At 52.3% G+C, this 23943-nt stretch carries 21 protein-coding genes; 15 read left to right on the forward strand and 6 right to left on the reverse strand.

Annotated features, from left to right (window positions below; translation table 11 throughout):
- Positions 1-8 precede the first annotated feature (8 nt).
- The 12 genes from NF212_RS19585 (at position 9) to NF212_RS19640 (ending at position 13170) form a co-directional block, all read left to right on the forward strand.
- Positions 9-1226: a CaiB/BaiF CoA transferase family protein gene (locus NF212_RS19585; RefSeq protein ID WP_434362511.1), complete on the forward strand. Its 1218-nt coding sequence runs from the start codon at positions 9-11 to the stop codon at positions 1224-1226.
- Positions 1227-1293: 67 nt separating this feature from the next.
- Positions 1294-2325 carry a sugar ABC transporter substrate-binding protein gene (locus NF212_RS19590; RefSeq protein WP_434362513.1) on the forward strand — a complete coding sequence of 344 codons (1032 nt, stop codon included), beginning with the start codon at positions 1294-1296 and terminating at the stop codon, positions 2323-2325.
- 84 nt (positions 2326-2409) lie between these two features.
- Positions 2410-3378, forward strand: a complete 969-nt coding sequence (locus NF212_RS19595; protein WP_434362514.1) for an ABC transporter permease — start codon at positions 2410-2412, stop codon at positions 3376-3378.
- Entirely contained in the window at positions 3371-4861 is a 1491-nt protein-coding gene (locus NF212_RS19600; protein ID WP_434362516.1) for a sugar ABC transporter ATP-binding protein, read from the forward strand. The genes NF212_RS19595 and NF212_RS19600 overlap by 8 nt, the downstream gene beginning before the upstream one ends.
- The gene (locus NF212_RS19605) at positions 4845-5843 is read left to right on the forward strand and encodes an ABC transporter permease (RefSeq protein ID WP_434362517.1); all 999 of its coding nucleotides are present in this window, start codon (positions 4845-4847) and stop codon (positions 5841-5843) included. The genes NF212_RS19600 and NF212_RS19605 overlap by 17 nt, the downstream gene beginning before the upstream one ends.
- 9 nt (positions 5844-5852) lie before the next feature.
- Positions 5853-6647 carry an SDR family NAD(P)-dependent oxidoreductase gene (locus tag NF212_RS19610; protein ID WP_434362519.1) on the forward strand — a complete coding sequence of 265 codons (795 nt, stop codon included), beginning with the start codon at positions 5853-5855 and terminating at the stop codon, positions 6645-6647.
- 31 nt (positions 6648-6678) lie between these two features.
- Positions 6679-8451, forward strand: coding sequence for a CoA-transferase (locus tag NF212_RS19615; RefSeq protein WP_434362520.1), 1773 nt, complete (start codon positions 6679-6681; stop codon positions 8449-8451).
- Between the two features lie 14 nt (positions 8452-8465).
- Complete coding sequence (locus NF212_RS19620; RefSeq protein ID WP_434362522.1) at positions 8466-9227, forward strand: IclR family transcriptional regulator; 762 nt, start codon at positions 8466-8468, stop codon at positions 9225-9227.
- A gap of 21 nt (positions 9228-9248) precedes the next feature.
- Positions 9249-10316, forward strand: a complete 1068-nt coding sequence (locus tag NF212_RS19625; RefSeq protein WP_434362524.1) for a mannonate dehydratase — start codon at positions 9249-9251, stop codon at positions 10314-10316.
- A gap of 39 nt (positions 10317-10355) precedes the next feature.
- Complete coding sequence (locus NF212_RS19630) at positions 10356-11051, forward strand: RraA family protein (protein WP_434362526.1); 696 nt, start codon at positions 10356-10358, stop codon at positions 11049-11051.
- Between the two features lie 7 nt (positions 11052-11058).
- Positions 11059-12111 carry a lactonase family protein gene (locus NF212_RS19635; protein WP_434362528.1) on the forward strand — a complete coding sequence of 351 codons (1053 nt, stop codon included), beginning with the start codon at positions 11059-11061 and terminating at the stop codon, positions 12109-12111.
- 42 nt (positions 12112-12153) lie between these two features.
- Positions 12154-13170, forward strand: a complete 1017-nt coding sequence (locus NF212_RS19640; protein WP_434362529.1) for a hypothetical protein — start codon at positions 12154-12156, stop codon at positions 13168-13170.
- Between the two features lie 91 nt (positions 13171-13261).
- Here NF212_RS19640 and NF212_RS19645 read toward each other — a convergent pair whose 3' ends face one another.
- Positions 13262-14131: a DMT family transporter gene (locus tag NF212_RS19645; protein WP_434362530.1), complete on the reverse strand. Its 870-nt coding sequence runs from the start codon at positions 14129-14131 to the stop codon at positions 13262-13264.
- A 95-nt stretch (positions 14132-14226) separates the two neighbouring features.
- Between NF212_RS19645 and NF212_RS19650 the strand changes: the two genes are divergently transcribed.
- A complete protein-coding gene (locus NF212_RS19650) occupies positions 14227-14724 on the forward strand; it encodes a MarR family winged helix-turn-helix transcriptional regulator (protein WP_434362531.1) in 498 nt (165 codons plus the stop codon).
- 10 nt (positions 14725-14734) lie between these two features.
- Here NF212_RS19650 and NF212_RS19655 read toward each other — a convergent pair whose 3' ends face one another.
- The 3 genes from NF212_RS19655 to NF212_RS19665 all read right to left on the reverse strand — a co-directional run bounded on the left by NF212_RS19655 (position 14735) and on the right by NF212_RS19665 (position 17104).
- Complete coding sequence (locus NF212_RS19655; protein WP_434362532.1) at positions 14735-15505, reverse strand: helix-turn-helix transcriptional regulator; 771 nt, start codon at positions 15503-15505, stop codon at positions 14735-14737.
- Positions 15506-15536: 31 nt separating this feature from the next.
- A complete protein-coding gene (locus NF212_RS19660; protein ID WP_434362533.1) occupies positions 15537-16067 on the reverse strand; it encodes a YbhB/YbcL family Raf kinase inhibitor-like protein in 531 nt (176 codons plus the stop codon).
- Between the two features lie 149 nt (positions 16068-16216).
- Positions 16217-17104: a LysR substrate-binding domain-containing protein gene (locus NF212_RS19665; protein WP_434362535.1), complete on the reverse strand. Its 888-nt coding sequence runs from the start codon at positions 17102-17104 to the stop codon at positions 16217-16219.
- Between the two features lie 115 nt (positions 17105-17219).
- Between NF212_RS19665 and NF212_RS19670 the strand changes: the two genes are divergently transcribed.
- A complete protein-coding gene (locus tag NF212_RS19670; RefSeq protein ID WP_434363028.1) occupies positions 17220-18119 on the forward strand; it encodes a DMT family transporter in 900 nt (299 codons plus the stop codon).
- A gap of 7 nt (positions 18120-18126) precedes the next feature.
- Here NF212_RS19670 and NF212_RS19675 read toward each other — a convergent pair whose 3' ends face one another.
- Positions 18127-18723 (reverse strand): class I SAM-dependent methyltransferase, encoded by a 597-nt coding sequence (locus NF212_RS19675; RefSeq protein ID WP_434362536.1) that lies wholly within the window; start codon positions 18721-18723, stop codon positions 18127-18129.
- Positions 18724-18768: 45 nt separating this feature from the next.
- Positions 18769-19692, reverse strand: coding sequence for an arginase family protein (locus NF212_RS19680; RefSeq protein WP_434362537.1), 924 nt, complete (start codon positions 19690-19692; stop codon positions 18769-18771).
- Between the two features lie 637 nt (positions 19693-20329).
- Between NF212_RS19680 and NF212_RS19685 the strand changes: the two genes are divergently transcribed.
- Entirely contained in the window at positions 20330-23554 is a 3225-nt protein-coding gene (locus NF212_RS19685) for a glycoside hydrolase family 3 N-terminal domain-containing protein (RefSeq protein ID WP_434362539.1), read from the forward strand.
- The last annotated feature ends 389 nt before the right edge of the window (positions 23555-23943 follow it).

Raw genomic sequence — 23943 nt, forward strand, 5'->3', positions numbered from 1 at the left:
AGGAGATCATGGAAAAAGCTCTGGAAGGAATAAAAGTGCTCGACTTCAGCCACTTGCTGCAAGGGCCATTTGCCACCCAGATGCTTGGTGACATGGGGGCAGACATCATCAAGGTTGAACGCCACCACAAAGGCGACCTGTTTCGCAGCATCACCTTTTTTAACAAATGGGTGGGCGGAACAGAAAGCCCGAGTTTCCTCGCCTGGAACAGGAACAAACGCTCGCTGGCCGTCAACCTTAAAAGCCGTGACATCCACAGTGTCATCATGGAGATGGCGAAAACTGCCGATGTCGTTGTGCAAAATTTCCGGCCGGGCGTCATGGAAAAACTGGGTTACGGTTATGACGACTTCAAGGCCGTCAACCCCGGCATTATCTATTGCTCCGGCTCCGGTTATGGCGAAAGCGGCCCCTACCTTTCAAGGCCGGGGCAAGACATGCTGGTCCAGGGGTTAATCGGGCTGGCTTCCAATACAGGGCAGGCGTCCCAACCGCCGGTGCCCACAGGAGCGGGTATTGCAGACCAGATTGGGGCCATGAACATGGTCTATGCCATTCTGGCGGCACTCTACTACCGAGAGAAAACCGGCAAGGGACAGAAAATCGAAGTTAACCTTCTCGCCGGGATGATGGCTCACCTCGGGCAGGAGTATTTAACTGTCCTTAACCTCGACCAGGATTTCCAGCGGCCTAACTCCGGTATTGGCCACCCCGGTATGGATGCACCATTCGGGGTCTACGAGTGCAAGGATGGCTTTGTCACCATCGCCATGAGCCCTTATTCAACCTTAATTGATGTGCTTGATGCCAGCTACCTCTCTCACTATGACGACCCCCAGACCCTTTTCGAAAAACGGGATGAAATCTGGCAGGCCATCAACCGGGAAACGCAAAAATTCCACCGGGCCCCGCTGCTTGAAAAACTGCTGGCGGCTGATATCTGGTGTGCTGAAATCAAGGACTTTCGCGAGGCAAGTGAAGATCCGCAGGTCAGGCACCTGGGCATGATCACCCATTACCGGCACCCGACAGCGGGCGATGTAAAAACCGTTGCCCCGCCGGTTTCCATGAGTGAAACCCCCGCAACCATTGAACGTCCGGCTCCCCTTATCGGGCAACACAGTATCGAAATCTTGCGTGAACACGGTGTCACGGAAGAGGCAATAGAAAAATTGATGAAATCTGAAGATGTGACCGTGCAGAAACGGCCGGACACAGAGATCTAGTCACGCCGAATTCTGTCAGGAATGTACGCCCAATCACTGGGAATCACCACTTTCAGGAGACATGAACATGAAAGGATTCATTACGAAGGCAAGGCTGTTTACCCTCTCAGCCTGTGCCCTGTTTGTTTCAGCCAATGCCGTAGCCGAAGGTCCGAAAACGGCCGGATACATTGTCAATTACGCCACTCATGAGTGGTACCAGAACGTCATAAAAGGCATGAAACAAAGGGGCAAGGAACTCGGGGTAGAGCTTGAAGTCATTGATGCCAACCTGGATATCGCCAAGCAGGTTTCTGCAGCAGAAGACTTCATGGCCCGTAATGTCGATGTACTTATCATCACACCGGTAAACGAGCAGGGGGTTGTCCCCATCCTCCGAAGAGCCAAGGCCAACGGCATCCCTGTCGTCCTTGAGGGCAGCCCAGCCAGGGGAATGCAAACGCTTGTTGCTATTTGCGATTATGACACCGGGTATAACGCGGGCGTCGAAGCCGGCAAACTTGCCAAGGAAACCCTCGATGGGGATGTCCGGGTAATGAACGTCGGCCTGCCCCTGTTGTCTGCAACAGTGTTACGCAGCCAGGGATTTATGGATGGCCTCCATACCATTATCCCAGGAGCCAAAATGGTGCATGACCTGGACGGTGGCGGAAACCCTGACCGCTCCCAGGAGGTCTCCTCCGCAGCACTGGCAGCCGATTCCAACATCAACATTATTTACGGCATTAACGACTCATCGGCACTTGGTGGGCTTCAGGCGTGGCGGGCTGCCGGGTTACCGGAAGACCAACTGATTGTGGTCGGTACCGGTGCAGAAGGGCTTGCATTTCTGAACGAAATGTCCAAAGACAACAGCCCACTGAAACTGGAAGCTGCCATGTTCCCGGAAAAAGTCGGCTTTACCACCATGGACACAGCCGTTGCGCTGTACAACAAGGAAAACCTGCCTGAGCACGTTGTCAGCCCAACCTACACCTTGAACCTGGAAAACTTCAGCCGCTTTTATTCCTACGATGGCAAGGCTCGCAAAATCAAATGGGATGAAGTCAATGGGCTGGTTCCGCCTGCAAAGTGCATGAAATACGCCTCTGACCTGTAAGACGCCAGTGTCCCGGTGGTACGGGTTAGCCTGTACCACTGGCACAGCAGGCTAACCGTCTCACTGAGATAAAGGGATGAAAATATGGACGTTGCAGTACCCCGCACAATCTGGGAACGGGCAGGGCGCTCCAAGCAGCTTTTTCTGGTTTTGCTGCTTGTGGCTCTGATAGCCGGGCTCGGCCTGGCCTCCGACAAATTCCTGACCCCGGCAAACATCATCGCTGTATTGCACCAGTCATCCCTGGTGCTGACTGTTGCGGTTGGCATGACGTTGTTGCTGATTTCCGGTGAAGTGGATATCTCCGTGGGTGCGGCTATGGGGTTTGCATCCTGCATTGTGATGGATGTGGTTAACAAGACCCACAGCCTTACGGCGGGCATTGCAGCAGGCATCGGGTTTGGCATTCTGGTTGGCGCATTCAACGGGTTGGTAGCCACCCGCCTGAAGGTTAATTCCCTGATAGGTACCATCGCCACCATGATGATTTTGCAGGGCGGTGTCTTCCTGTACACCCGGGAAGCCGTGCAGAACCATCACCAGCTCCCGGCATTTGCCGATGTGGCAACCGGCTTTTGGATGGGCATTCCCATCCCGGTCATCATTTCTGCCATTGCTGTATTACTGGGTGCCGTGCTGCTTTCCAAAACCCGGCAGGGACGCTTGATAACGGCCGTTGGTGCCAATGCAAATGCCGCCAAACTGTCCGGCATCTCTCCCGGCAGGGTCAAACTCACAGCCTTTATCATCCTTGGTGCGCTGGTCGGTGTTGCTGCCGTCATCCTCGCGTCACTGCTCAATGCCGGGCAACCCACTGCTGGGAAAGGGTTTGAACTGATCGTTATCGCAGCAGTATTGCTTGGCGGTACCAGCCTTTTTGGCGGCAGCGGCTCCATTTTAGGCACCGTGCTTGCTGTCTTTATCCTCAAGATCATTGATAACGGCATCATCATCCTCGGTTGGAACCAGGACTGGCAAATTATCATCCCCGGCGTGTTCCTGATTTTGGCGGTTTACCTCGACATGCTGAGGAGGAGGCCTGACGATGAGTAGCGCTTCAGAGATCATCCGGATTGAAGGCCTCAGCAAGGCTTTCCCAGGTGTAAAAGCTCTCGACAACGTCTCACTGGAACTGTTCCCCGGCGAAGTTCTCGCCCTGATTGGGGAAAACGGGGCAGGAAAATCGACCTTGATAAAAATCCTCTGTGGGGTTTTCCCTCAGGATGACGGGCATATTTTCCTCAGCGGCGAGAAGGTTGCATTCAGTTCGCCATCCGATGCATTGAACGCCGGGTTAAAGCCGGTGTTCCAGGAGATCGCCCTGATCCCCGAATTTACCGTCGCTGAAAACATCTTTATGGAGTCGCACCCACGTACGGCATTGGGGACGGTAGACTGGAAACTCATCCGGCAGGAAGCTTCTGTGCTGTTTGACCGCCTTGGGTTCGATTTAAACCCGGATACCAAGGTCGGTGACCTGCCCATCAGCCAGCAACAACTGGTGGAAATATCCCGCGCCATCAGCAGCGATGCCAAGGTGGTTGTCATGGACGAGCCGACGTCATCACTCAGCCCGGCAGAAATTCGCAACCTCTTTATCGTCATCCGGAAACTGACAAGCCTTGGCATTGCCGTTATCTACGTCAGCCACAAACTTGAAGAGCTTTTTGAAATATCAGACCGCTGCGTTGTGCTGCGCGACGGTTGCCTGGTTTCAACCAAACCCACCCGTGAACACACTCATGCCAGCCTGATAACTGACATGGTCGGCCGGGAAATTGACGACCTTTTTCCAAAAACCGAGCACACCTCCGGACCGCTCCGTCTGGAGGTAAACGGGTTGAGTACTCCGGACAAACTGCACGACATCAGCTTCAGCGCCAAAACCGGGGAAGTCGTGGGATTTTTTGGCCTGGTTGGCGCAGGCCGGACTGAGCTCGCCAAGGCGCTGGTAGGTTTTGACGATATCAGTGAAGGCAGCATCGTCGTCAACAACGAACACCTTTCACCCCACACCACCGAGCGCGCAAAGGCACTCGGCATCGGCCTGATGAGTGAAGACAGGAAGGAAGAGGGCCTGATGCTGGAAGCCAGTGTCATGGACAACATGAGCCTGGCTTCCCTCGATAAACTGAGCCAGCACGGTTTTGTCGCAGCGGGTGAAGAAGAGGCCGCCTGCCAGGAGTACGTGGAACAGTTCAAAATCAAAATCACCTCTCTGGCACAACTGACAAACACGCTGTCCGGTGGCAATCAGCAAAAGGTCATGCTGTCACGCTGGCTGATGTACGGGCTGTCGGTACTGATTGTTGACGAACCCACCCGGGGCATTGATGTCGGGGCAAAGTCTGAGATTTATACCTTGATAGACAGCCTTGCATCGCAAGGGATGTGTATTGTCATCATGACCTCTGAAATGCCAGAGCTTTTGGGAATGTGCGACCGGATAGTCGTAATGTCACAGGGACGAATCACAGCGGAATTTGATCGCAGTGAGGCAACACAGGAGAAGATTCTGGATGCAGCAATTAGATGAAAAAGTCCTGACCCCACCGGAGCCAGCAAAGCCATCGTTGTGGGCAAGCCTGACCCGACGTAACGAGTTTGCACTTGCGGTATCACTGGTCGCCATCGTGGTGGTTTTCTCCCTGCTGTCTGAACACTTTTTCTCTGTCCGGAACCTCACCAACGTATTGGGACAGGCATCGATCATCCTGACCCTGGCTCTGGGTGTCAGCATCGTGTTTATTTCCGGGGAAGTGGATATTTCGGTCGGGTCATTGGTTGCCGCCGTCGCAATCCCCCTGATTGAGGTGATGAACGCCACCGGTTCAATGGAGCTGGGCATTGCCAGTGCACTGCTTTGCGGGCTGGCGATTGGGGTTATCAATGGCTACCTGGCGGTCTACCTTCGCATCAACTCCCTGATTGTGACGCTGGGCACCCTGTTTATTATCCGGGGTGCGGTGTATCTCTATACCGGCAAAAAAGCCATTGCAGATGACATCTACCTTGAGTCATTTTTCCTGCTCGGGAACGGGCGTTTTGCCGACATCCTCCCCTACCCGGCGCTCATTGCCGGCATCATGGTTGTGCTGCTCGCAGTCATGCTGCGGCACACACGGTTCGGGCGCAAGGTGTATGCCATCGGCAGTGATGCAAAAGTGGCCCGGCTTGCCGGGTACAACGTAAAGCGGGTCAAATTCACCTGTTTTGTACTCTGTTCCCTCACCGCCACTATCGGCGGCATCTTGCTCGCTTCCCGCCTTGGCTCTGCCGTCCACCTTGCCGGTATCGGGTATGAATTCCAGGCCGTAGCGGCGGCGGTATTGGGAGGAATCAGTCTCGCCGGGGGCATTGGCAGCCTGTGGGGCGTGCTGCTGGGCGTCCTGATACTGGCGTTTGTTTCCAACGGGCTGGGCATGCTTGGCGCGCCAACGGAATGGCAGCTAGTGGTGACCGGCATCGTCATCATTATTGCTGTCGCGCTGGATTCGGTTAAGAAAAAACATCAATAGGAGGACATCATGGACAGACTTGCAGGAAAAGTAGCCATTGTCACCGGATCAGCCGATGGCATTGGGCGGGTGATTGCCAAAACCATGGCAGCCGAAGGGGCAACGGTCATATTAGGGGATATTCAGCAGGAAAAGGGGAAATCTGCAGAGGCTGAAATTACCTCGTCCGGCGGCACTGCCCTGTTCATCCAGACCAATGTCGGCCTGGAAGCCGACATGAAAAACCTGATTGATACAACAGTATCCACGTTTGGCAAACTGGATATCCTGGTCAACAACGCCGCAGCCGCCATTGGCGGGGTGCCGATCTACGAGATGACAGAACAGGAATACCAGGACATTCTTGCCATCAATTTCAGCAGCGTGTTCCGCGGTTGCAAGTTTGCCATTCCCTACATGATGGAAAACGGCGGGGGAGCCATCGTCAACATGGCTTCTGCGCAGGCACACAATGGGCTTCAGGGGTGGAGCGCCTATGCTGCCATTAAAGGCGGTATTATCTCCCTGACCACACAACTGGCTGTGGAGTTTGGCCCCCACAACATCCGGGTCAATACCATCTCTCCCGGCACCATCAACACACCCATGGTGGCACAGGTCATCCGGGAAAGCCCCGAAGGGGACAAAATCATGGATGCCTTTGTCGGCATGCACCCTATCGGGCGTATCGGCAAGCCGGAAGAAATTGCAGAAGCTGCGGTTTACCTAGCCTCCGATGCTGCCGGGTTCACCACAGGAGCCGATCTCCGGGTTGACGGAGGGCTTTGTATCACCGCGCGCTATTCAGTGGGTGAGACAGGTTAACAGCCGTCAGTCACCTGACAAGGGAGAAGCCATGAACCTGGTCAAGAACAACCGCCCCGAGTTTCTGCCGCTTAAGGATTTGGCAGCGAGAGTGGACTCCGGCAGCCGGATTTCTGTCGGGGGCCACCACTTTGCCCGCCTGCCCATTGCGCTGGTTCGCGCTGTCTGCGCCCAGAAAACACAGGATCTTCGCTACTTCAACTGGGCGGGCGGACTGCCACTGGAGTTGTTGCTCGAAGCTGGCGCGGTAAAAAGCATCGATATTTGCTTCTCAAGCCTGGATATCTTCGGGCTGGCCCCAAAATTCCGCAAGGCCGTGGAAAGCGGTGAAATACCTATGACAGACTGGCCTGCGCTGGCACTTATTCAAAGCCTGCGTGCCACAGAGCAGAACCTGCCCTTCCTGCCGATGCAGAGCCCCGAGGGCTCTGAGCTCAACAACACCTGCCCGGCACTGGTTCCCTACCACGACGCCCAAAGTAACCAGATGCTTTCTCTGGTGCGTGCCATGTCCACCGATGTCTTTTTGCTCCATGCACCCAGGGCTGACGAAAACGGCAATGTTGAGTTGTACGGTGCCCACTCCCTCGACAAACTTGTGGCTGGGGCTGCCGGACAGGTACTGGTCACTGTGGAAGAAATTATCCCTGCTGGCACGTTGCAGCAAGGCCCCCGCAACTTCGTGATCCCCCGAAACCGTATTTCGGCGATTTCAAAGGTTCCCGGTGGCGCATACCCCTGCTCTTGCCTGCCCTATTACACCACTGATTACCGAAGGCTGATGGACATCGTTTTTGACAAAGAAGCGGTTCTTTTCGACGAACTGGCTCCCTCAAATGAGGGGATTCCGCCTTTTATCCGGCAAGCCGCCAGCCTCCCGGCGCGCTGCTATTTTTCGTTACAACGGTCCGTTGTAAAGGCCAGACAACCAGAACAGGCAACCGTTGATGAGCTGATGACAATCCGGGTTGCGCGGCTTCTCGACAATAACAGCTACGCCAGTGCCGGTGCAGTTTCCCCCCTTGCCAATGTCGCTTACCGTCTGGCAAAAAGACTCCATGCGCCGGACCTGATTCTCACCACATTCAGCGGCGGTACCGTGGACGTGGATGCCGGTACCCTTTCCCTGACCATGCTGGAAGCGATGGATACCCACAGTGCAGTCAGCCATACCGGCGGGGAGGACACCTACTGGAACACCTACCAGGGCAGCCTTGTCAGCCATGAAATTGTCGGGACGGCGCAGATTGACGCCCAGGGGTTTACCAACACCCTCTCTATTTCCAAACCGGACGGAGGCCAGGTGCGCCTGCCCGGTCAGGGCGGTATGGCAGATGTTGCCAACATGCACCAACACTTCATTGTGTATGTTCCCCGCCACAACCCGAATGCCTTGGTAGAAAACGTGGAAATTTGCAGTGCCGGACGCAGCATCCTGACAGAACAGCAACGCCTGCGCTATGGTTACCGACCCGGCAAGGTGGCATTGATTACCAACCTTTGCCTGTTTGAATATGATGAACAGGCCGGTCAGTTTGTCGTGACAGAAACCATGCCGGGTGCAAGCCGGGAGGAAATTGTCCGGCAAACCGGCTTTAAGGTGATATTTGCAGATAACTGTAAAACGATGGCCGAACCGACAGCGGAAGAACTTCGGGTTCTCAGAACCGTTATCGACCCCCTCGGTATCCGTCGGCTGGAATTTGTCAGCGCCAAGGAAAGGCAAAGTCTTATCAGGGAAATTATCAGCGCAGACCGGAAGCTTGCCGCCAAAACGGTCGAACAGGAACAACAAAACCAATAACACACGGATGACACATGGACAAAAGTGAAACCAAATATTCAGTTCCAGCGGTAGACAAAGCACTCAGCGTACTGGAACTGCTGGCAGAAAGCCCGGATGGCGCAACCCAGTCAGAGATCGCCCGAAAGCTCGGACGCTCTGTAACCAGCCTGTACCGGGTTTTCCAGGTGCTGGAACACCGGGGGTACATCTATTCAAGTGGCCCGAAATCCACTTACCACCTCTCCCTGAAAATGTTTGAAGTGGCAAACCGGCACTACCCGGTGCAAACCCTGGTTGAAGCAGCCCATGTTGAAGTAAAAGCAGTATGTAAAACCACCTTGCAAAGCTGCCACCTCGCGCTGCTCAACGGCCTGGAAATCACCATTATCCACCAGCAGGATCCTCCACTGGGTACACACTACTCCGTCGCAACAGGCAGCCGGTACCCGGCGCTGGAAACCAGTTCCGGTGCTGTTCTGGTCGCCTATTCTGACCGGGAAATCCAGCAGGCATTTTTCGACAGCCTGACAACGGAAACCGAAAAAGCCGCACTTAAAAACCGGCTGGACAGTATTGTCCGTAACGGGAGTGAAAGACTGCAGTCTGAAGTTGTCCCCGGCATCCTCAACCTCTCTGTCCCGGTATTCGACTACACATCCAGCATTGCCGGCGTCGTCACTATCCCATTCCTGTCCCAGAAATATGCGCAGGAAACCCAGCCGGATGAAGCGCTGGAAATGCTGAAAAACGCCTGCAAGGTGATATCGAGGAACCTGGGCTACAAAGGCACGTAATCTCATACGAGGGGAATGAAAATGAAGTTAGGTTTTGGGCTCTACAAACACATGCTGACCGCAGAAAACTATGCGTTTGCCCGTCAGTGCAGTGCAACGCATATTGTGGCGCACCTTACCGACTACTTTGCCAAATCCCCTTCCCTTCCTGGTCAGCAGAAGGACGGCTGGGGCTATACCCAGGGTGATAAATCCCCGTGGACCAAAGCGGGTTTACAGTCACTGAAATCCGACATTGAAGCGGCAGACCTTCAACTGGCAGCGATCGAAAACTTCGACCCGGCACACTGGTATGACGTTCTTCTCGGCGGACCTGAGCGCGACCGGCAACTCGACGATCTGGCGCAGATCATCCGCAATATGGGCGACGTCGGCATTCCTGTGATGGGATACAACTTTTCCATCGCTGGGGTTTGTGGCTGGTACGAAGGAGAGCTTGCACGCGCCGGGGCCCGGAGTGTCGGCCTGCGGGAAGAGGATGCCCTTTCCCTCAGCCCGGTACCGAATGGCATGATCTGGAACATGGTGTATGACGAAAATGCACCGGAAGGGCATATCCCACCAGTATCTTCCGACCAGATTTGGGAAAACTACCACTATTTCCTTGATGTCTTGCTTCCGGTTGCTGAAAAAGCCGGGGTACGGCTGGCAGCCCACCCAGACGACCCGCCAATGCCGGTAATGCGTGGCCATGCCCGTCTGGTGTACCAGCCCCGTTTTTACGACAAGTCTTTCCGGGAGCGCCCCTCCCCCAGCAACTGTGCTGAACTCTGTTTGGGAACCGTAGCAGAGATGAGCGAGAGCACCGTCTATGACGAAGTGGAACGCTGGTGCCGGGATGACAAAATTGGCTATATCCACCTCAGGAATGTCAAAGGCAAAGTGCCCGACTACCGGGAGGTCTTTATCGACGAAGGGGATATTGATGTCCAGCATATCCTGCGCATCTTGAAAGATAACAGCTATTCCGGCGTCATCATCCCTGATCATACACCCCAGATGAGTTGCAACGCGTCATGGCATGCAGGCATGGCCTATGCCATGGGCTATATCCGTGCCTCACTGAAAAGTCTCGGCGTGGCAGCCTGACCGCACCATCACTGATACTGCCCGGAGTAAGGAGTCCTTATGCAAAAGCAATCCCAGCAGGACAACGTTGATTTTTGCCTCATGAGGGAAAAACTGTTCAGTGCCGTTATCGGCGATGTGATGGACAAAATGGGGTATACCCGTCAGTTCCTCCCACCCTATCTTTCACCGCTGGACAGAAGCATGGTGATTGCCGGGCGCGCGATGCCGGTGCTGGAAGCAGACGTTTTCAGCGAAACCGAGAAGCACACTGCAAACCCCCTTATGCGGCAGCCTTTCGGCCTGATGTTCGAGGCACTCGACAGCCTGAAAAAGGATGATGTGTATATCTGCACCGGGGCCTCACCCAGCTATGCCCTGTGGGGCGGCCTGATGTCGACAAGGGCACTCAGGCTGGAAGCAGCCGGTGCGGTACTCGACGGATACCTGCGCGACAGCAATGAAATACTTTCTCTCAATTTTCCGGTAGCAAGCCGTGGCTGTTACGCTCAGGATCAAGGCCCAAGGGGCAAAGTTATCGATTACAACGTCCCAATCCGTATTGGGCAGGTCAATATCAATCCGGGCGACATCATCTTTGGCGATTGCGACGGTGTATTGTGCATTCCACAGGAAATTGAAGCCGAGGTGCTGGCAAAAGCCCATGAGAAAGTCCGGGGCGAAAACAAAGTCCGGGAAGCCCTTAACCAGGGAATGAGCACCGTCGAGGCATTCGAGAAATTTGGCATTATGTGAGGCGAAAATGGAATTTTTTATCGGTACCTACTCATTCCCGATTGTTGGCGTCGAAGCCAACGGAGAGGGAATCTACTCGGTGAGCTTCGACCCGGAATCCGGCAGTTTTGGAACACCCACGTTAGTCACCCAGTGCCTCAACCCTTCCTACCTGTCGCTGTCATCCGACGGAAAACAGCTCTTTGCCTGTAAGGAAGTATTCACTTCGGACACACCCGCTATCCAGTATTTGTTGATGGATACGCAAACAGAGCACTCATTGTTTTCCCATCCTGTGCAAGGTGAAATTCCCTGTCATGTCACCTTGCACGAGGCAACCCGGCGAGTTGCCACTGCCCAGTATTGGACCGGGGAAGTCTCCCTGTTTGAGTATGGCGACAACGGGGATCTGACCCCGATCAACCACATTGTCCACCAGGGAGAAGGACCGCTTAAAGCCCGGCAGGAAGGCCCTCATGCCCACCAGGTAACCTTTACAGACAACGGAAGCTGTCTGCACAACATTGACCTGGGTTCAGACAAAGTCTGGAGCTACAGGCTCAGTGATACAGGGGAAATAACGGAAAAATCCGAGTGTGCCGTACCGGCAGGCTGCGGCCCCCGGCATATGGTTACCAGCCCTGACGGGCACTATGCCTATGTCGCCTGCGAGCTGGATGAATCAGTGCTGGTGCTTTCCCGCAGCGGGCTTGGCTGGCAGTTCGAATACCAGCTACAGGCATTTGAAAGACCCGCTGACGTAGAAGGTTCCATTGCCGCCATCCGGCTGTCACCGGACGGGCGTTTTCTCTATGTCTCCGGCAGGCGGCAATCACAGATAGCACTGTTTGCCATTTCGGATGATTACCGCACTCTCCACTATGTCGATGCCTTTGAAACCGGGGGCAGTTGCCCACGGGATTTTACCATTACGTCAGACGGTAACTGGGTTATAGCCGGAAACCAGCTGACCAACAGCCTGGCAAGTTTGCGCAGGGATACAGCGACAGGCAGGTTGCTTCCACCGGTTGACTCCGTATACGTACCAACACCGGTATCTATTGTAGAAAAGCCAGCATAGCGATAACCGTTACTGCGTCAGGAAAAACAGGAAGGAGGGACAATGACCACAGAGACAATGCGCCGCTCCCTTGGCTGGAAATACGGCACTGTCTGTGTCGAGTCCATGGGGGGCATGCTGGGCCCAAGCGTATTTGCCCTGCCCGGCGGACAACAGGTCAGCCCTTTTTACCTTGCTCCCTGGCACGATGAACCAGAGCGCTCATCGCTGGACAACCTTACCGCCGCATTGCGGGGGGAGTGGCCATGCGTACCCTTTGGCTACCCAATGCCGGTTGCCGGGTTCCCTGCAGCATGGCAGGCCGTGATGGCCGAAGGTGAAGCGGTCAATGATGTCCATGGTTACAGCGCCAATAACCACTGGACATTCGGCGCTGCCGGGCCGGACAAGATCTCTCTTTTTATCGACTACCCTGAGTCCCACCCGGTAAAACGGCTGGTCCGCACTATCACCCCTGACCCAGCCAGCCCTGCCCTCAACATCACCCTGGAGGTTGAAGCAAGGGAAGCATGCAGCCAGCCCATTGCCCTCCATGCCTGTTTTCGTTTGCCGGGACAACCGGGTATGGCTGAAATCCGCCCGGCTGCACTGACTCGGGGCTGGACGCATCCCGCTGTGGTTGAACCGCATGGGCACATATTTAAATCGGACAGGGTGTTTACCGACCTTAGAGCCGTACCCGGCACAGACAACCAGCCGGTCAACGCAAGCCGGATCCCGTTTTCAGAGCCGGCAGAAGAGCTGCTGCAGTTGGAAGGAACCACCGGCAAGGTCACATTGCTGAACCTTGCCGAAAAATATGGTGTCGCCCTGACGTGGGATGAGCAAACACTGCCTGGCCTGTTGCTTTGGTATTCCAATTACGGGCAGAAACAGTTCCCCTGGAACGGAAGAAATCTCTGCATCGGCCTGGAGCCCGTCTGTTCACCGTTTGGCCTGTCGGCACTCACTGCCTGCCAGAACAACCCGATGGCAAACACAGGCACGCCGACTGCTGTTGCTTTGTCTCCGGACAAACCGCTGCTGATTAACTACCGCATTGAGGTTGGCTCACTCTGAACCGGCAGTCACAAATCAATGCAAAAAAAATCCGGGTCTTCGATTGGCCCGGATTTTTAAAGTTGTTTTTTACTTTTCGATCTGACTGAACTTATACCTTCTTCCGGCTCTTGTCCCCTAATTGCGCGGCAAGCGCACTGACCACCAAGACTCCCATCAGGAAATACTGGAAACCGGAATACTGCTCTCCCACCAACACCACACCTGCAAGCACGCCTGCGACCGGATTAGTCACACTGGCAAACGCAAGCTGCACAATGGAGATTCGCGGCAACACCCAGATAAACAGGAAATACGCTACAACGGTATTGGCAAATATCAGCCACAACAGCCCAAACAGTTGTGTGGTACCGAACACCAGTTCAGCTCTGGCTTCACCCATCAGCGCAAGCTGGCCCAGGGCAAGGGGGAGAAGCATTAACCCGCCCAGCGTGAGCTGCCATACCAGCAGGGTCTTACCCGGTATTGTCACCAGTACTTTCTTGGCGTAGAGGCTGCCGGACAGCATCACCACAATAGCTGCCACCATAGCTGCCATTCCTACCAGGCTCAGGGAGGAATTTGCCGGGTCAAACAGCAGCCAGACAGCCACCAGCATGACACCCGCCAACACCAGTTGGATCACTGAGGGAAGCTGACGGTATATCAGGCTGTTGATCACAAAGGCAAACACAGGTGTTGATGCCATACCAACGGCCGCAAAAGCAGAAGGCAGGTGCACGGCAGCAATAAACAAAAGTGTGAAAAAGACGGCGATGTTAAGTGCTGCACTGATGATCAGCGGTTGCCATTGCCTGCCGCGTGGTAATGCCGGACGCAGCGCAATAAGCAAGAACAAACCTGCTGGCAGGGCCCGTAAAACCGCCAGCAACATAGGCGGCCAGCCAGCAAACGCATACTGGGTAACCGCGTATGTCGTCCCCCACAGTGCTGGGCCAATCATGGCAATTAATATATTCATACAAAGTATCTCTACGTGAAGATAAATCAACTGTACAGGATTCAACCTCTCGGTGTAAAGTATCTCCACGTCAAGATAATGAGAATCGAAGCATCATGAAGGAAAAACAGCAGGACGCCGTTGATCGTATTGCTGAGCAATGGCAGGAACAGAGGCCGGATGTGGAAACCCTGCCAATGACAGTACTCGGCCGGATGTGGCGGATCAGCAAATATGCTGAAAAACAGATATCTGACCTGCACAAACAATTCGGCCTGACCCAAGGCGAATTCGATGTATTGGCAACACTCCGACGTTCCGGGAAGCCCTTTTCCCTGACTCCCTCCGAGCTGTTTAACACCATGATGTTAAGCTCAGGCGCGATGACAAACCGGCTGGACCGTCTCGAAGAAAAAAGCCTGATCAAACGGGAACACAGTACGGAAGACCGCCGGAGTGTGACTGTGTCGCTGACGGATACCGGGCGAAATCTTATTGATGAAGCACTGACCGCCCACGTCGATACCCAGGCAAATTTGCTGGCAACGCTTTCCCCTGAGCAACAGCAACAACTGGCACTGTTACTCAAAGAGTGGCTGAGGAATTTTGAATAACTGCCGGCAGTTACAGTGTCTGGACGTACTGCTTTGGTGTCAGCCCGAATTGCTGCTTAAAGCGTGATGAGAATCGGGCTTCTGACTGGTATCCGCAGGCCAGAGCCACATCCAGTTGGCTGCGTGATTCCTGGATAAGGCTGAGGGCATAACCCATCCTGACTTCTGCCAGGACCTGGCGGAAACTGGTTCCCTCGGCAGCAAGCTTACGGTTCATGGTTGCCCGGCTCATGGATAAGTGCCCTGAAACCACCTCAATCTTATGATCATCCCCAGGGTTGACACTCAGGTAACGCGACAGTTTTTCCCTCAGGGACTGCCCCTCCCCCGGAAACAGCAGGTGCAGCACCCCAGCCTGTTTCAATTCTGCATAGAACCCCATCAGAAACTGCCGCTGCGTCTCTTCAGACAGCGCATTCGCCACCATATCGGTCATGACATCAAAGCAATAAGCCAAAGGCTGGGTAACGTGGATGCGCGGTTCGTCAGACAAGGCAGACTGCACAGATTCTTCAACCCATGCCTGCGGGGGGGATTCCAGAAAGGTCAGTGTACGGGAGTGGAACAGGATCTGGTCAGGAACGTTCACAAAGGTAAGGTACTGGCTGGCCGGAATGGCAAGCCAGTCTGACTGGGTAAAATCCAGGGCTGTATCATGCCACCAGAGCTGCTTGTGACCCTGGTTTACCCAAATAAGGGTAGGAGCATAAACCAGTACATTATGCAGCGGCTGTTTACGAATGCCACGGAACTGACCGGTTTGGACAAGGGGTTTCCCCATGTGTTTGCTCCCTCTTATTTTTCAACTTGTGTTATTGGTTTACGTATGTTGCTGTCAGGCGTGCCTTACCCAGCGACTGGGCATTCAGCATGTAACCCACCAACGCGTTTGACGCGCCTTTTGGCAGTTCCATTTTTTCTGTAGGCATTGCCCATACAGTGAATTCATAACGGTGCATACCGGCACCTTTTGGAGGACACACGCCACCAAATCCCTTGAAGCCGTAATCGTTCTTCATTTCTTCCGCACCCTTGATGTGGCCGGACTCACCGCGATTCAGGCTGTGCTGTGATGCAGGAATGTTGACTGCAACCCAGTGCCACCAGCCGCTGCCGGTAGGAGCATCAGGGTCAAAAGCGGTAATCGCAAAACTCTTGGTGCCTTTTGGCGCATCACTCCAGCTCAGTTGCGGTGACTGGTTTTCACCGGTACAGCCGAAACCGTTATAAGCATAGGTATCTGCCATACGCGAACCTTCCTGAATATCATGGCTGGTCAGGGTCATCGCAGAACTTCCGAAAGAAACGGCGGCAAGCAGTGGAATAAGGAATTTGGCTTTCATTGTGGGTTCTCCTCGCTGAGTTAACGAGACACAGTGTAGGATTCTACGCCACTCAATGATGAACAGAACAGCTCAATGAATCAGAAATAATGCGGTTTTTGAGCTTTTCTGTCACCATTCCTGTTTTGGGACGCCTTGCCCATAACCATTCAGGCCAGTTGATGGACCCAGTCCAGAAAAGCACTGACCCTGGGCTTTTGGGCAGAAAGGTTTGTCGTTACGGTGTAATACGCCAGCCCGGAAGGTGTTTCGGTGGAAATAGGCTGTACCAATGTCCCTTCGGCCAGGTGAGACTGGATTAACGCAAGCCGGCCAAGTGCGATTCCATAACCCTGAACAGCCGCCTGGATTTGCAGATGGTGGCTGCCAAACCCCAACTGGTGCTTTATTCCAGCAGGATCAACTCCTCCATCGCTCAGCCATTTTTCCCAGGTTACTTTTGCTTCTCCCTCCTGGACATTCACATCATGTAGCAAGGTATGGTTGAGCAAATCCTCCTTACAGCTCACCGGAACTTTACTAAGCAAATCCGGGGAACAGACCGGGGATACCGGGTCATCCATTAACTTGCGTACACAGAGCCCCTGGAAATGACCGGTACTGTGAACAATGCGGATATCTGCCAGCCCGGAGGCTAATTCAGGCCCAGATTCATTGGTTAACAATTGGAGCTCTATTTCCGGGTAGGTATCAGTAAAGTGCCGCAAACGGGGTAATAACCACAAAGATGCCAGTGTAGGAGCGGCATTGACGATTAAACGTCCGGAGAGTTCAGAGCGATGCAGGCGCTTAATACCCTGCTCAAAATGCGTAATGCCTTTACTGATTTCAGGTAATAGCTCCCTTCCAGCTTCAGTCAATTGGAGGCCATTAGGCAGACGATGGAAAAGCTGGATACCAAGCTGGTTTTCTAACAGTTTTATCTGATGGCTCACCGCAGCCGGGGTAATGTTTAATTCTAAAGAGGCAGCGGTAAATCCGCCATGCCGGGCAACCACCGAAAACGTTTGAAAAGCATTTAACTTGGGAAGTCTCATACAGCCAACCGAACACCAAATTTATTTTGAAACGATAATCAAAAAAATATCCGTTGTCGAATTAAGTGAATATGCGGAACACTTTGATAAACAAATGGGATATTGGTTTTCCAAAATGCACCAGCACTCAAAGACAATTAACTTCCCAAAGGGATCACAGTATTTAATTGGCATATCCGCTGGAGTGGGCGCTGCGATAATCTGGGGGTTGTGGCCGGTTATTACCCGCTTGGGTGTCACGACACAGTTTTCTGCTGAAGAGATCGTGGCTGTACGTTTTGTTTTTGCAGGATTACTTCTACTGCCCTATTACTTTGGCAATAAAGTCTACAAACGCATTAAACCCGCCAGAGCTTTTGTTTTAGCGTCTGGAGCCGGTGCAATCTATGTTTATGTTTCTGCCTTGGGTCTTAAGTTTGCCCCTGCGGGGCACCTTGGTATTGTTGAAACTGGCACGATGTTATCTCTCAGTGCGCTTGGAGGTTATCTACTTTTACGCGAAAGCAAGTCTGTATCTCAGATTGCCGGATATATTTTTGTCCTGACCGGGATGCTGGTTGTTAATTGGCAGAGTTTTAATGCGTCAACCGCTGACGTTTTATTGGGTGATGGATTATTGGTACTCGGCGGGGTTCTCTGGGCACTCTATACCGTAATGTCGAAAATGTGGAACCTTAATGCCTGGGATGCTGTTTCAACAGTATCTGTATGGTCGCTTTTTATCTGGGTGCCGCTGATCCTTGTTTTTTCAGACATCAACCTGACTGAAAGTGATTCCACCACATGGGTATTGCAGGGCATCGGGCAAGGGGTGGTAACAGGTATACTGGGTTTGTGGCTATATACCGTCGCGATAGACAGGCTTGGCGCTGCCCGAGGTTCACTGTTCGGGGCACTCGTCCCGGCTATTGCGGTTCTGGGAGGCTTTTTATTCCTTCAGGAAACGCCTACCGTGCTGGAACTTGCAGGAGTAACCCTCACGACTATCGGCATTCTCGCCTCACTCAAGGAATGAATGCCGGCTACCCAACCTTCTCGGCCACAACGGAATAAATGTGCCAGAACTTGGTTTTGCCGACCCGGGTTTTACCCATTTCGTGCTTCTCGTGAAAATGGTGAACCCGGAAATTTGAGAAGAGATCCTGTACGTCAGATTCAGAGAACGCATTAATCGTATGGTCGGAATGCTGGTTCCAGTCATCATCCAATCCGAGGAAGTGGCCTGAAAAAATCCCACCCGGTGTCAGCGCACCGGAGATTTTTCTCCAGGTATCATCAAAAACCGAGGGTTCAGAAAAATACAGGCTGGAATTGGCGACAATCAGTCCGGTTTGCGGATAGGTGTAATCCTCAAAACTGCTCTGAACAATGGATACAGCGGAATTTTCTAGGAACTTCTCGCGACATGTACGAACAGCCTCAGGATGGCTATCAAAGCCATGAACCTTGTATCCAAGGTTGGCAAGGTAATAAATATCAGCCCCAATACCGCAGCCACAATCAATGGCCGTCATATTGCCAGACCGGTTAAGCCGGGCAGCATCTTCAGTCTGAGGGTGATGCGGTACGTCTACCGAGTTTTTGTAATAAGCATTCCAGCGTGCTTCCAGTTCGGTCAACCTTCCCTCCTGTTGGTTCCTTTTTTTCGCGGCAACGTGTGCAAGCTACATCCTGAAACCCCATACGGCATCAATGAGCTTAATCATCAACTCCTTGGACACACCATTGTTGTCCAACTCCGGCAGGTATTCCACAAAATCAATACCGACGAATTTGTTATGCGCAGCCAATTTCCCAATCATCATCAGGGTTTCCCTTGCACTAAACCCACCCACATTCGGCGTGGCACAAGACCGGAACAGGGCACCATCCAGACAGTCGTAATCAAACGAAACAAAAAAGCGGTCGTATCTGCTTTCAAGTATGGACAACAACTCATCCATTACATTGCGCAAACCCCGGTCATCAATAATGTCCATAGAGTAGTTTTTGATACCAAGATCCTTTATCAGCGCAGCTTCGTTTAGCATCAGGTCCCGCACACCAAGATAATAAATATCACCCGGTTCAAGCTCTAACCCCTGCTCTACTTCCCAGCCATTATGAGAGTATCTGTCCATCAGCAAAGCAAGTGGTTTGCCGTGAAGGTTGCTCTGCTGGCTGTTGTTGCAATCTGCATGGGCGTCAATCCAGATGACTGCCGTTTTCTCTCCCCGTTGCCTTTGATAGTAATCCAGAGCCGCCTGTACAGTACCGACAGAAATCACATGGTCACCGCCAATCACAATAGGAGTCCGGTGGTTTTCAAAGCTTGAGATAACCTTTTCTTTCAGTCGGGCAGAATACTCTATCAACGCCTGCTCTTTTTGCCCTGCCTCAATCAGGTTAAGTACAACGTCATCAGGCTGAACATCTCCAAGATCCGTGATATCCGATCCCCAACGTTGGTTGCGGATTTCCATCCACTCAGACAATGCGTTCCAACTGTTGCCATCCACCCGTCGCAGCGCATCAACTGTATTGTCGTTCGTTGTGACAAAACCCAGTTGATTGAAAGGCGCACCTATGACGTCAAATGATCTTTTCATAATTGAACTCACCACTGATAGAAGGGAAGATACAACGCATTGTTTTGTCATAAAAAACAAAGTTGCAACAGAGGCATGATGGATTTGAATTACACCTCGCAAAAATTTTCCGGCAATAAAAAATCACTCAATCTCTTAAGTAACACATCTTTTAATTAATGTTACGGTCGTCTGGATATCTGTATTTTGTATCGTTCCAATTTTTTATAGAAAATTATCTCATCGACAAATAAAAAATAAATTTATTTAAATTATCCAGTTAACAAAGAACCAAGAATAATTACCCTTTTTTAATGTTGCCGCGTTGTTAATTTTTATATAGTGTTTCCATAAAATACCTTAGAACGTTCCAATAAATAGATAGTATTGATGTCAGCCGGAATAAATAACGGAATCTTATTCTTTTATATCAACTGGTTAAAGAATAGAAAACAGCGTGATCTTTTTAAAAACAGCGATTGGATTTAATTCACAGAAGGAGGAAAAAACCAGATAACCCAATATTTTACAAAGGAATAACCATCTGATTTTTTAATGGCGTGTACTTGCCTAAATATTTCCATCTGGATTTAAACCGCTTTCCTAAGGCATTGAACAAGTACACATCCTAATATCGGAATTCCACGGGAGGAGCATTATGCTCAACGGAAAATTCATCGTGGCAGGGGCAACATCGTTGGTGATACTGTCCGGATGCCTTATAGAATCCAAGGTCCCCTACTTCCCTGATTGGCCTCAAATACACAGTGCAATCAAAAAAGATCCCGAAATCGAAGACAAAGTCGCGGAAATACTGGCGCAAATGACGCTGGAGGAAAAAGTCGGGCAGATGATTCAGCCCGATATTCGCAACGTAACACCAGAAGAAGCCAAACAGTACAAACTAGGATCCTTGCTGAACGGCGGTGGTGGCTGGCCTAACAGCGATAAATATGCGACGGCACAGGACTGGGCATTGGAAGCGGACAAATACTTCCTTGCGCTTGAAGAAGCCTATGCTGACCGAGGGTTCCGCATCCCCTTTATGTGGGCGACCGACGCTGTCCACGGTCACAACAATGTGTTTGGGGCAACCGTTTTTCCTCACAATATCGGCCTTGGCGCCGCCAACAACCCGAAACTCATTAAGCAAATTGGTAAAGCCACAGCAAAAGAAGTTGCTGCTACAGGCCTGGACTGGACGTTTGCGCCGACTGTTGCCTCACCGCGTGACTACCGTTGGGGCCGAGTGTATGAGGGCTATTCAGAAGACCCTGAAATCATCTATCAGTATGCATCCGCCATGGTGGAAGGGTTACAGGGCGGTGAAAAAGGCCTGAAAAGCCAGCGCCATGTCATTTCCAACGTGAAGCACTGGGTAGGGGATGGCGGCACAACCAAGGGTGTCGACCGCGGCGAAAACCATTACTCCGAGGAATACCTCAGAAACATTCATGCGACCGGCTATTTTTCTGGCCTGGATGCCGGTGCCCAGGTGGTGATGACATCGTTTAACTCCTGGCACAACGATGCCAACTACGATGTGATGAACAGTGGGAGCTACAACAAAAAGTTGCACGGCAGTAAGTACATCGTCAACGACGTCCTGAAAGAAAAAATGGGGTTTGACGGCCTGGTAGTCACCGACTGGAACGGCCACAGCGAAATCAGCGGCTGCTCAGCATCTGACTGCCCTCAGGCAGTTCTGGCAGGTAACGATATCTTTATGGTAACCGCCCGCAGCGACTGGCAGGCGTTCTACAACAACGTTATTAACCAGGTAAATGATGGCACCATTCCGATGTCTCGCATTGATGACGCGGTGACCCGTATCCTTAGGGTAAAAATGCGGGCCAATCTCTGGAACAAACCTCAGCCATCTTTGCGAAAGCTTGCCGGAAACCAGGAAATTTTGGGTTCTGACAAACACCGGAAACTGGCCCGCAAAGCGGTCAGCCAATCTTTGGTTCTACTGAAAAATGATGACAAAACACTGCCGCTCTCAGAAAACCATCAGTATCTGGTCGTAGGCAGTGCCGCGCATAATATCCAAAAACAGACCGGCGGGTGGTCACTCACCTGGCAGGGTACAGAAAACACCCTGGAAGACGACTTTCCAGATGCCACAACCATGCTGATGGCGATGCAACAGCAGGTAGGCGAGCTAAATGTCTTTACCGACCCTGCGATGGCTCCCACTGATGCCATTGCGATTGTGGTGATTGGTGAGGATCCTTACGCAGAAATGTTTGGTGATATTCCGCCGACAAAAACCCTGGAATATGCCACCCTTAAATCTTCCTATGCTGCTGACCTTGCAATGATTAAATCCCTGAAAGATGCCGGACACAAAGTAGTGACGGTTTTTTATTCAGGTCGCCCGCTTTACGTCAACGAGGAACTGAACCACTCCGATGCCTTTGTGGCTGCATGGTTGCCGGGCACGGAAGCCGGCGGTATTACGGATGTACTGTTCCGCGACGGCATTGGCGATTTCCGCGGAAGGCTCTCCTTCTCATGGCCAAACACCAAGTGTTCAACCACCATCAACCGCAAGCCCCCTAACCTGGTTGACTATGTAACTCCGGATATGGAACAGGATATTGAAGGCGAACACGCTCCACTGTTCCCTTACGGTTACGGACTTTCCTACAAGCCGAAGAAAAGTGATGGGCTAGACATTGATCTCGATAACCTCCCGCTGGACCCGCGTGATTGGGGATGTGGTGTCGACGAGCCGGATGACGGTATTGCCAATGCCAACCTGGAAATCTATGGCCGATCAGCATCCGGAGATTTCACCCCGCGCATTGGCGGCTCTGCAAATGGTTGGACCGGTGTCACCGTATCAAATGGTACTCCCACTTCAATTGGTTCGCTTACCACGACACCAATTGACCACCTCCACCAGCAAGATGCCATGAACGTTGTTTTCACCGGGGAATCCCCCGCCCAGGTTTACATGCAGACGCCAGACGAACAGCCTGTCGACCTGCAAAGTTACCTCAATGCGGATGCCACGATGCAGTTCGATATCGACATGAAATCACCTGCGCCGGACAGCATGGTACTGGCGACCCACTGTGTCTGGCCATGCCTGGGTCAGGTGCCCATTTACAAGGTGTTGCCGGCCCCAACCGGTGCCAATGAAAGCCAGTGGACCACCATAAAGATACCGCTGCAGTGTTTTGCCGATGAAGGTATGTCATTCCCGACACTGAACACACCGTTCCTTATTTACGCAGAACAGGCAGTGGAATTTAACCTGGGTGAGATCCGCTATGTCCCAAGGAGCATTGACCCGGCAACCGATGCCATTGACTGTACGGTATTTGATACGACGATCCCACCACTTCAGGGAGACAACATTGATATCTGGGCCACATGGCAACCGGCAATCAATACCTGGCATGCCCGTACAGATACCTGGGAGCCTGTAGACGGGCACATTACCATTTCTGGTAATGACCCCGCGGACCCAACCCATGAGTTCACCGTCACTTACGACGCGGCAAGCCCGGAAATCTTTAAAGGCGTCGCCATTGTTGAAGGCCAGACCCAGAACCTGACAAACTTCACCACCAGCGGTAACTTGCAATTTGATATTTATATCGAAAGCTACGGCGCCCCAGCTAATGCTGGAGAAACACCAAGCAGCAGTATCGTAGTGAAGATGGAGTCAGAAAACGGGTCAGGGGCAGACTATTTCCTCGGAAATCTAGCCGCTGGTCAATGGCATGCCGTGTCGATACCTGTATCCACACTTAACACTGGTGCTCTGGATAATACCAAGGTAAACAGGCCCTTTGTAGCACTTGCGGAGTGGGGGGCATCACAGGCAGGTGTTGTCTTCCGGGTGAAAAACATCGCGCTGGTTAAATAACACTCCTTTACCTCCCATTAAAAAGGCTGCCTAACGCGTTATTCGGGCAGCCTTCAATCCACTGAATAATTTGATTACCACTTCCAAATCAATGAACGGCTAATTAGCAGTTTTCGAATTGCCCACCCAAATAATTAGTCACAAATTCAGTGAAACCGTCAGTCTCAGTAATATCAAAACTCAATGTAATGTAACTCACTAGCGTAACTCACATTTTGTCAGTAGGCATAAACCGGCCAGCATTTCTTTATCTATACTTTAAAAACTGTCTTTCTTATTTGTTTTATACAGGAAAGGAACGGAATATGCCGGATACTGCTGTACAAGAACGAGATTTACTTCTTCTTGATAAAGTTAACTTGCTTACTGACAAGGAAACAACACAGTTA

Source organism: Parasalinivibrio latis, assembly GCF_036825535.1.
Classification (GTDB): domain Bacteria; phylum Pseudomonadota; class Gammaproteobacteria; order Enterobacterales; family Vibrionaceae; genus Parasalinivibrio; species Parasalinivibrio latis.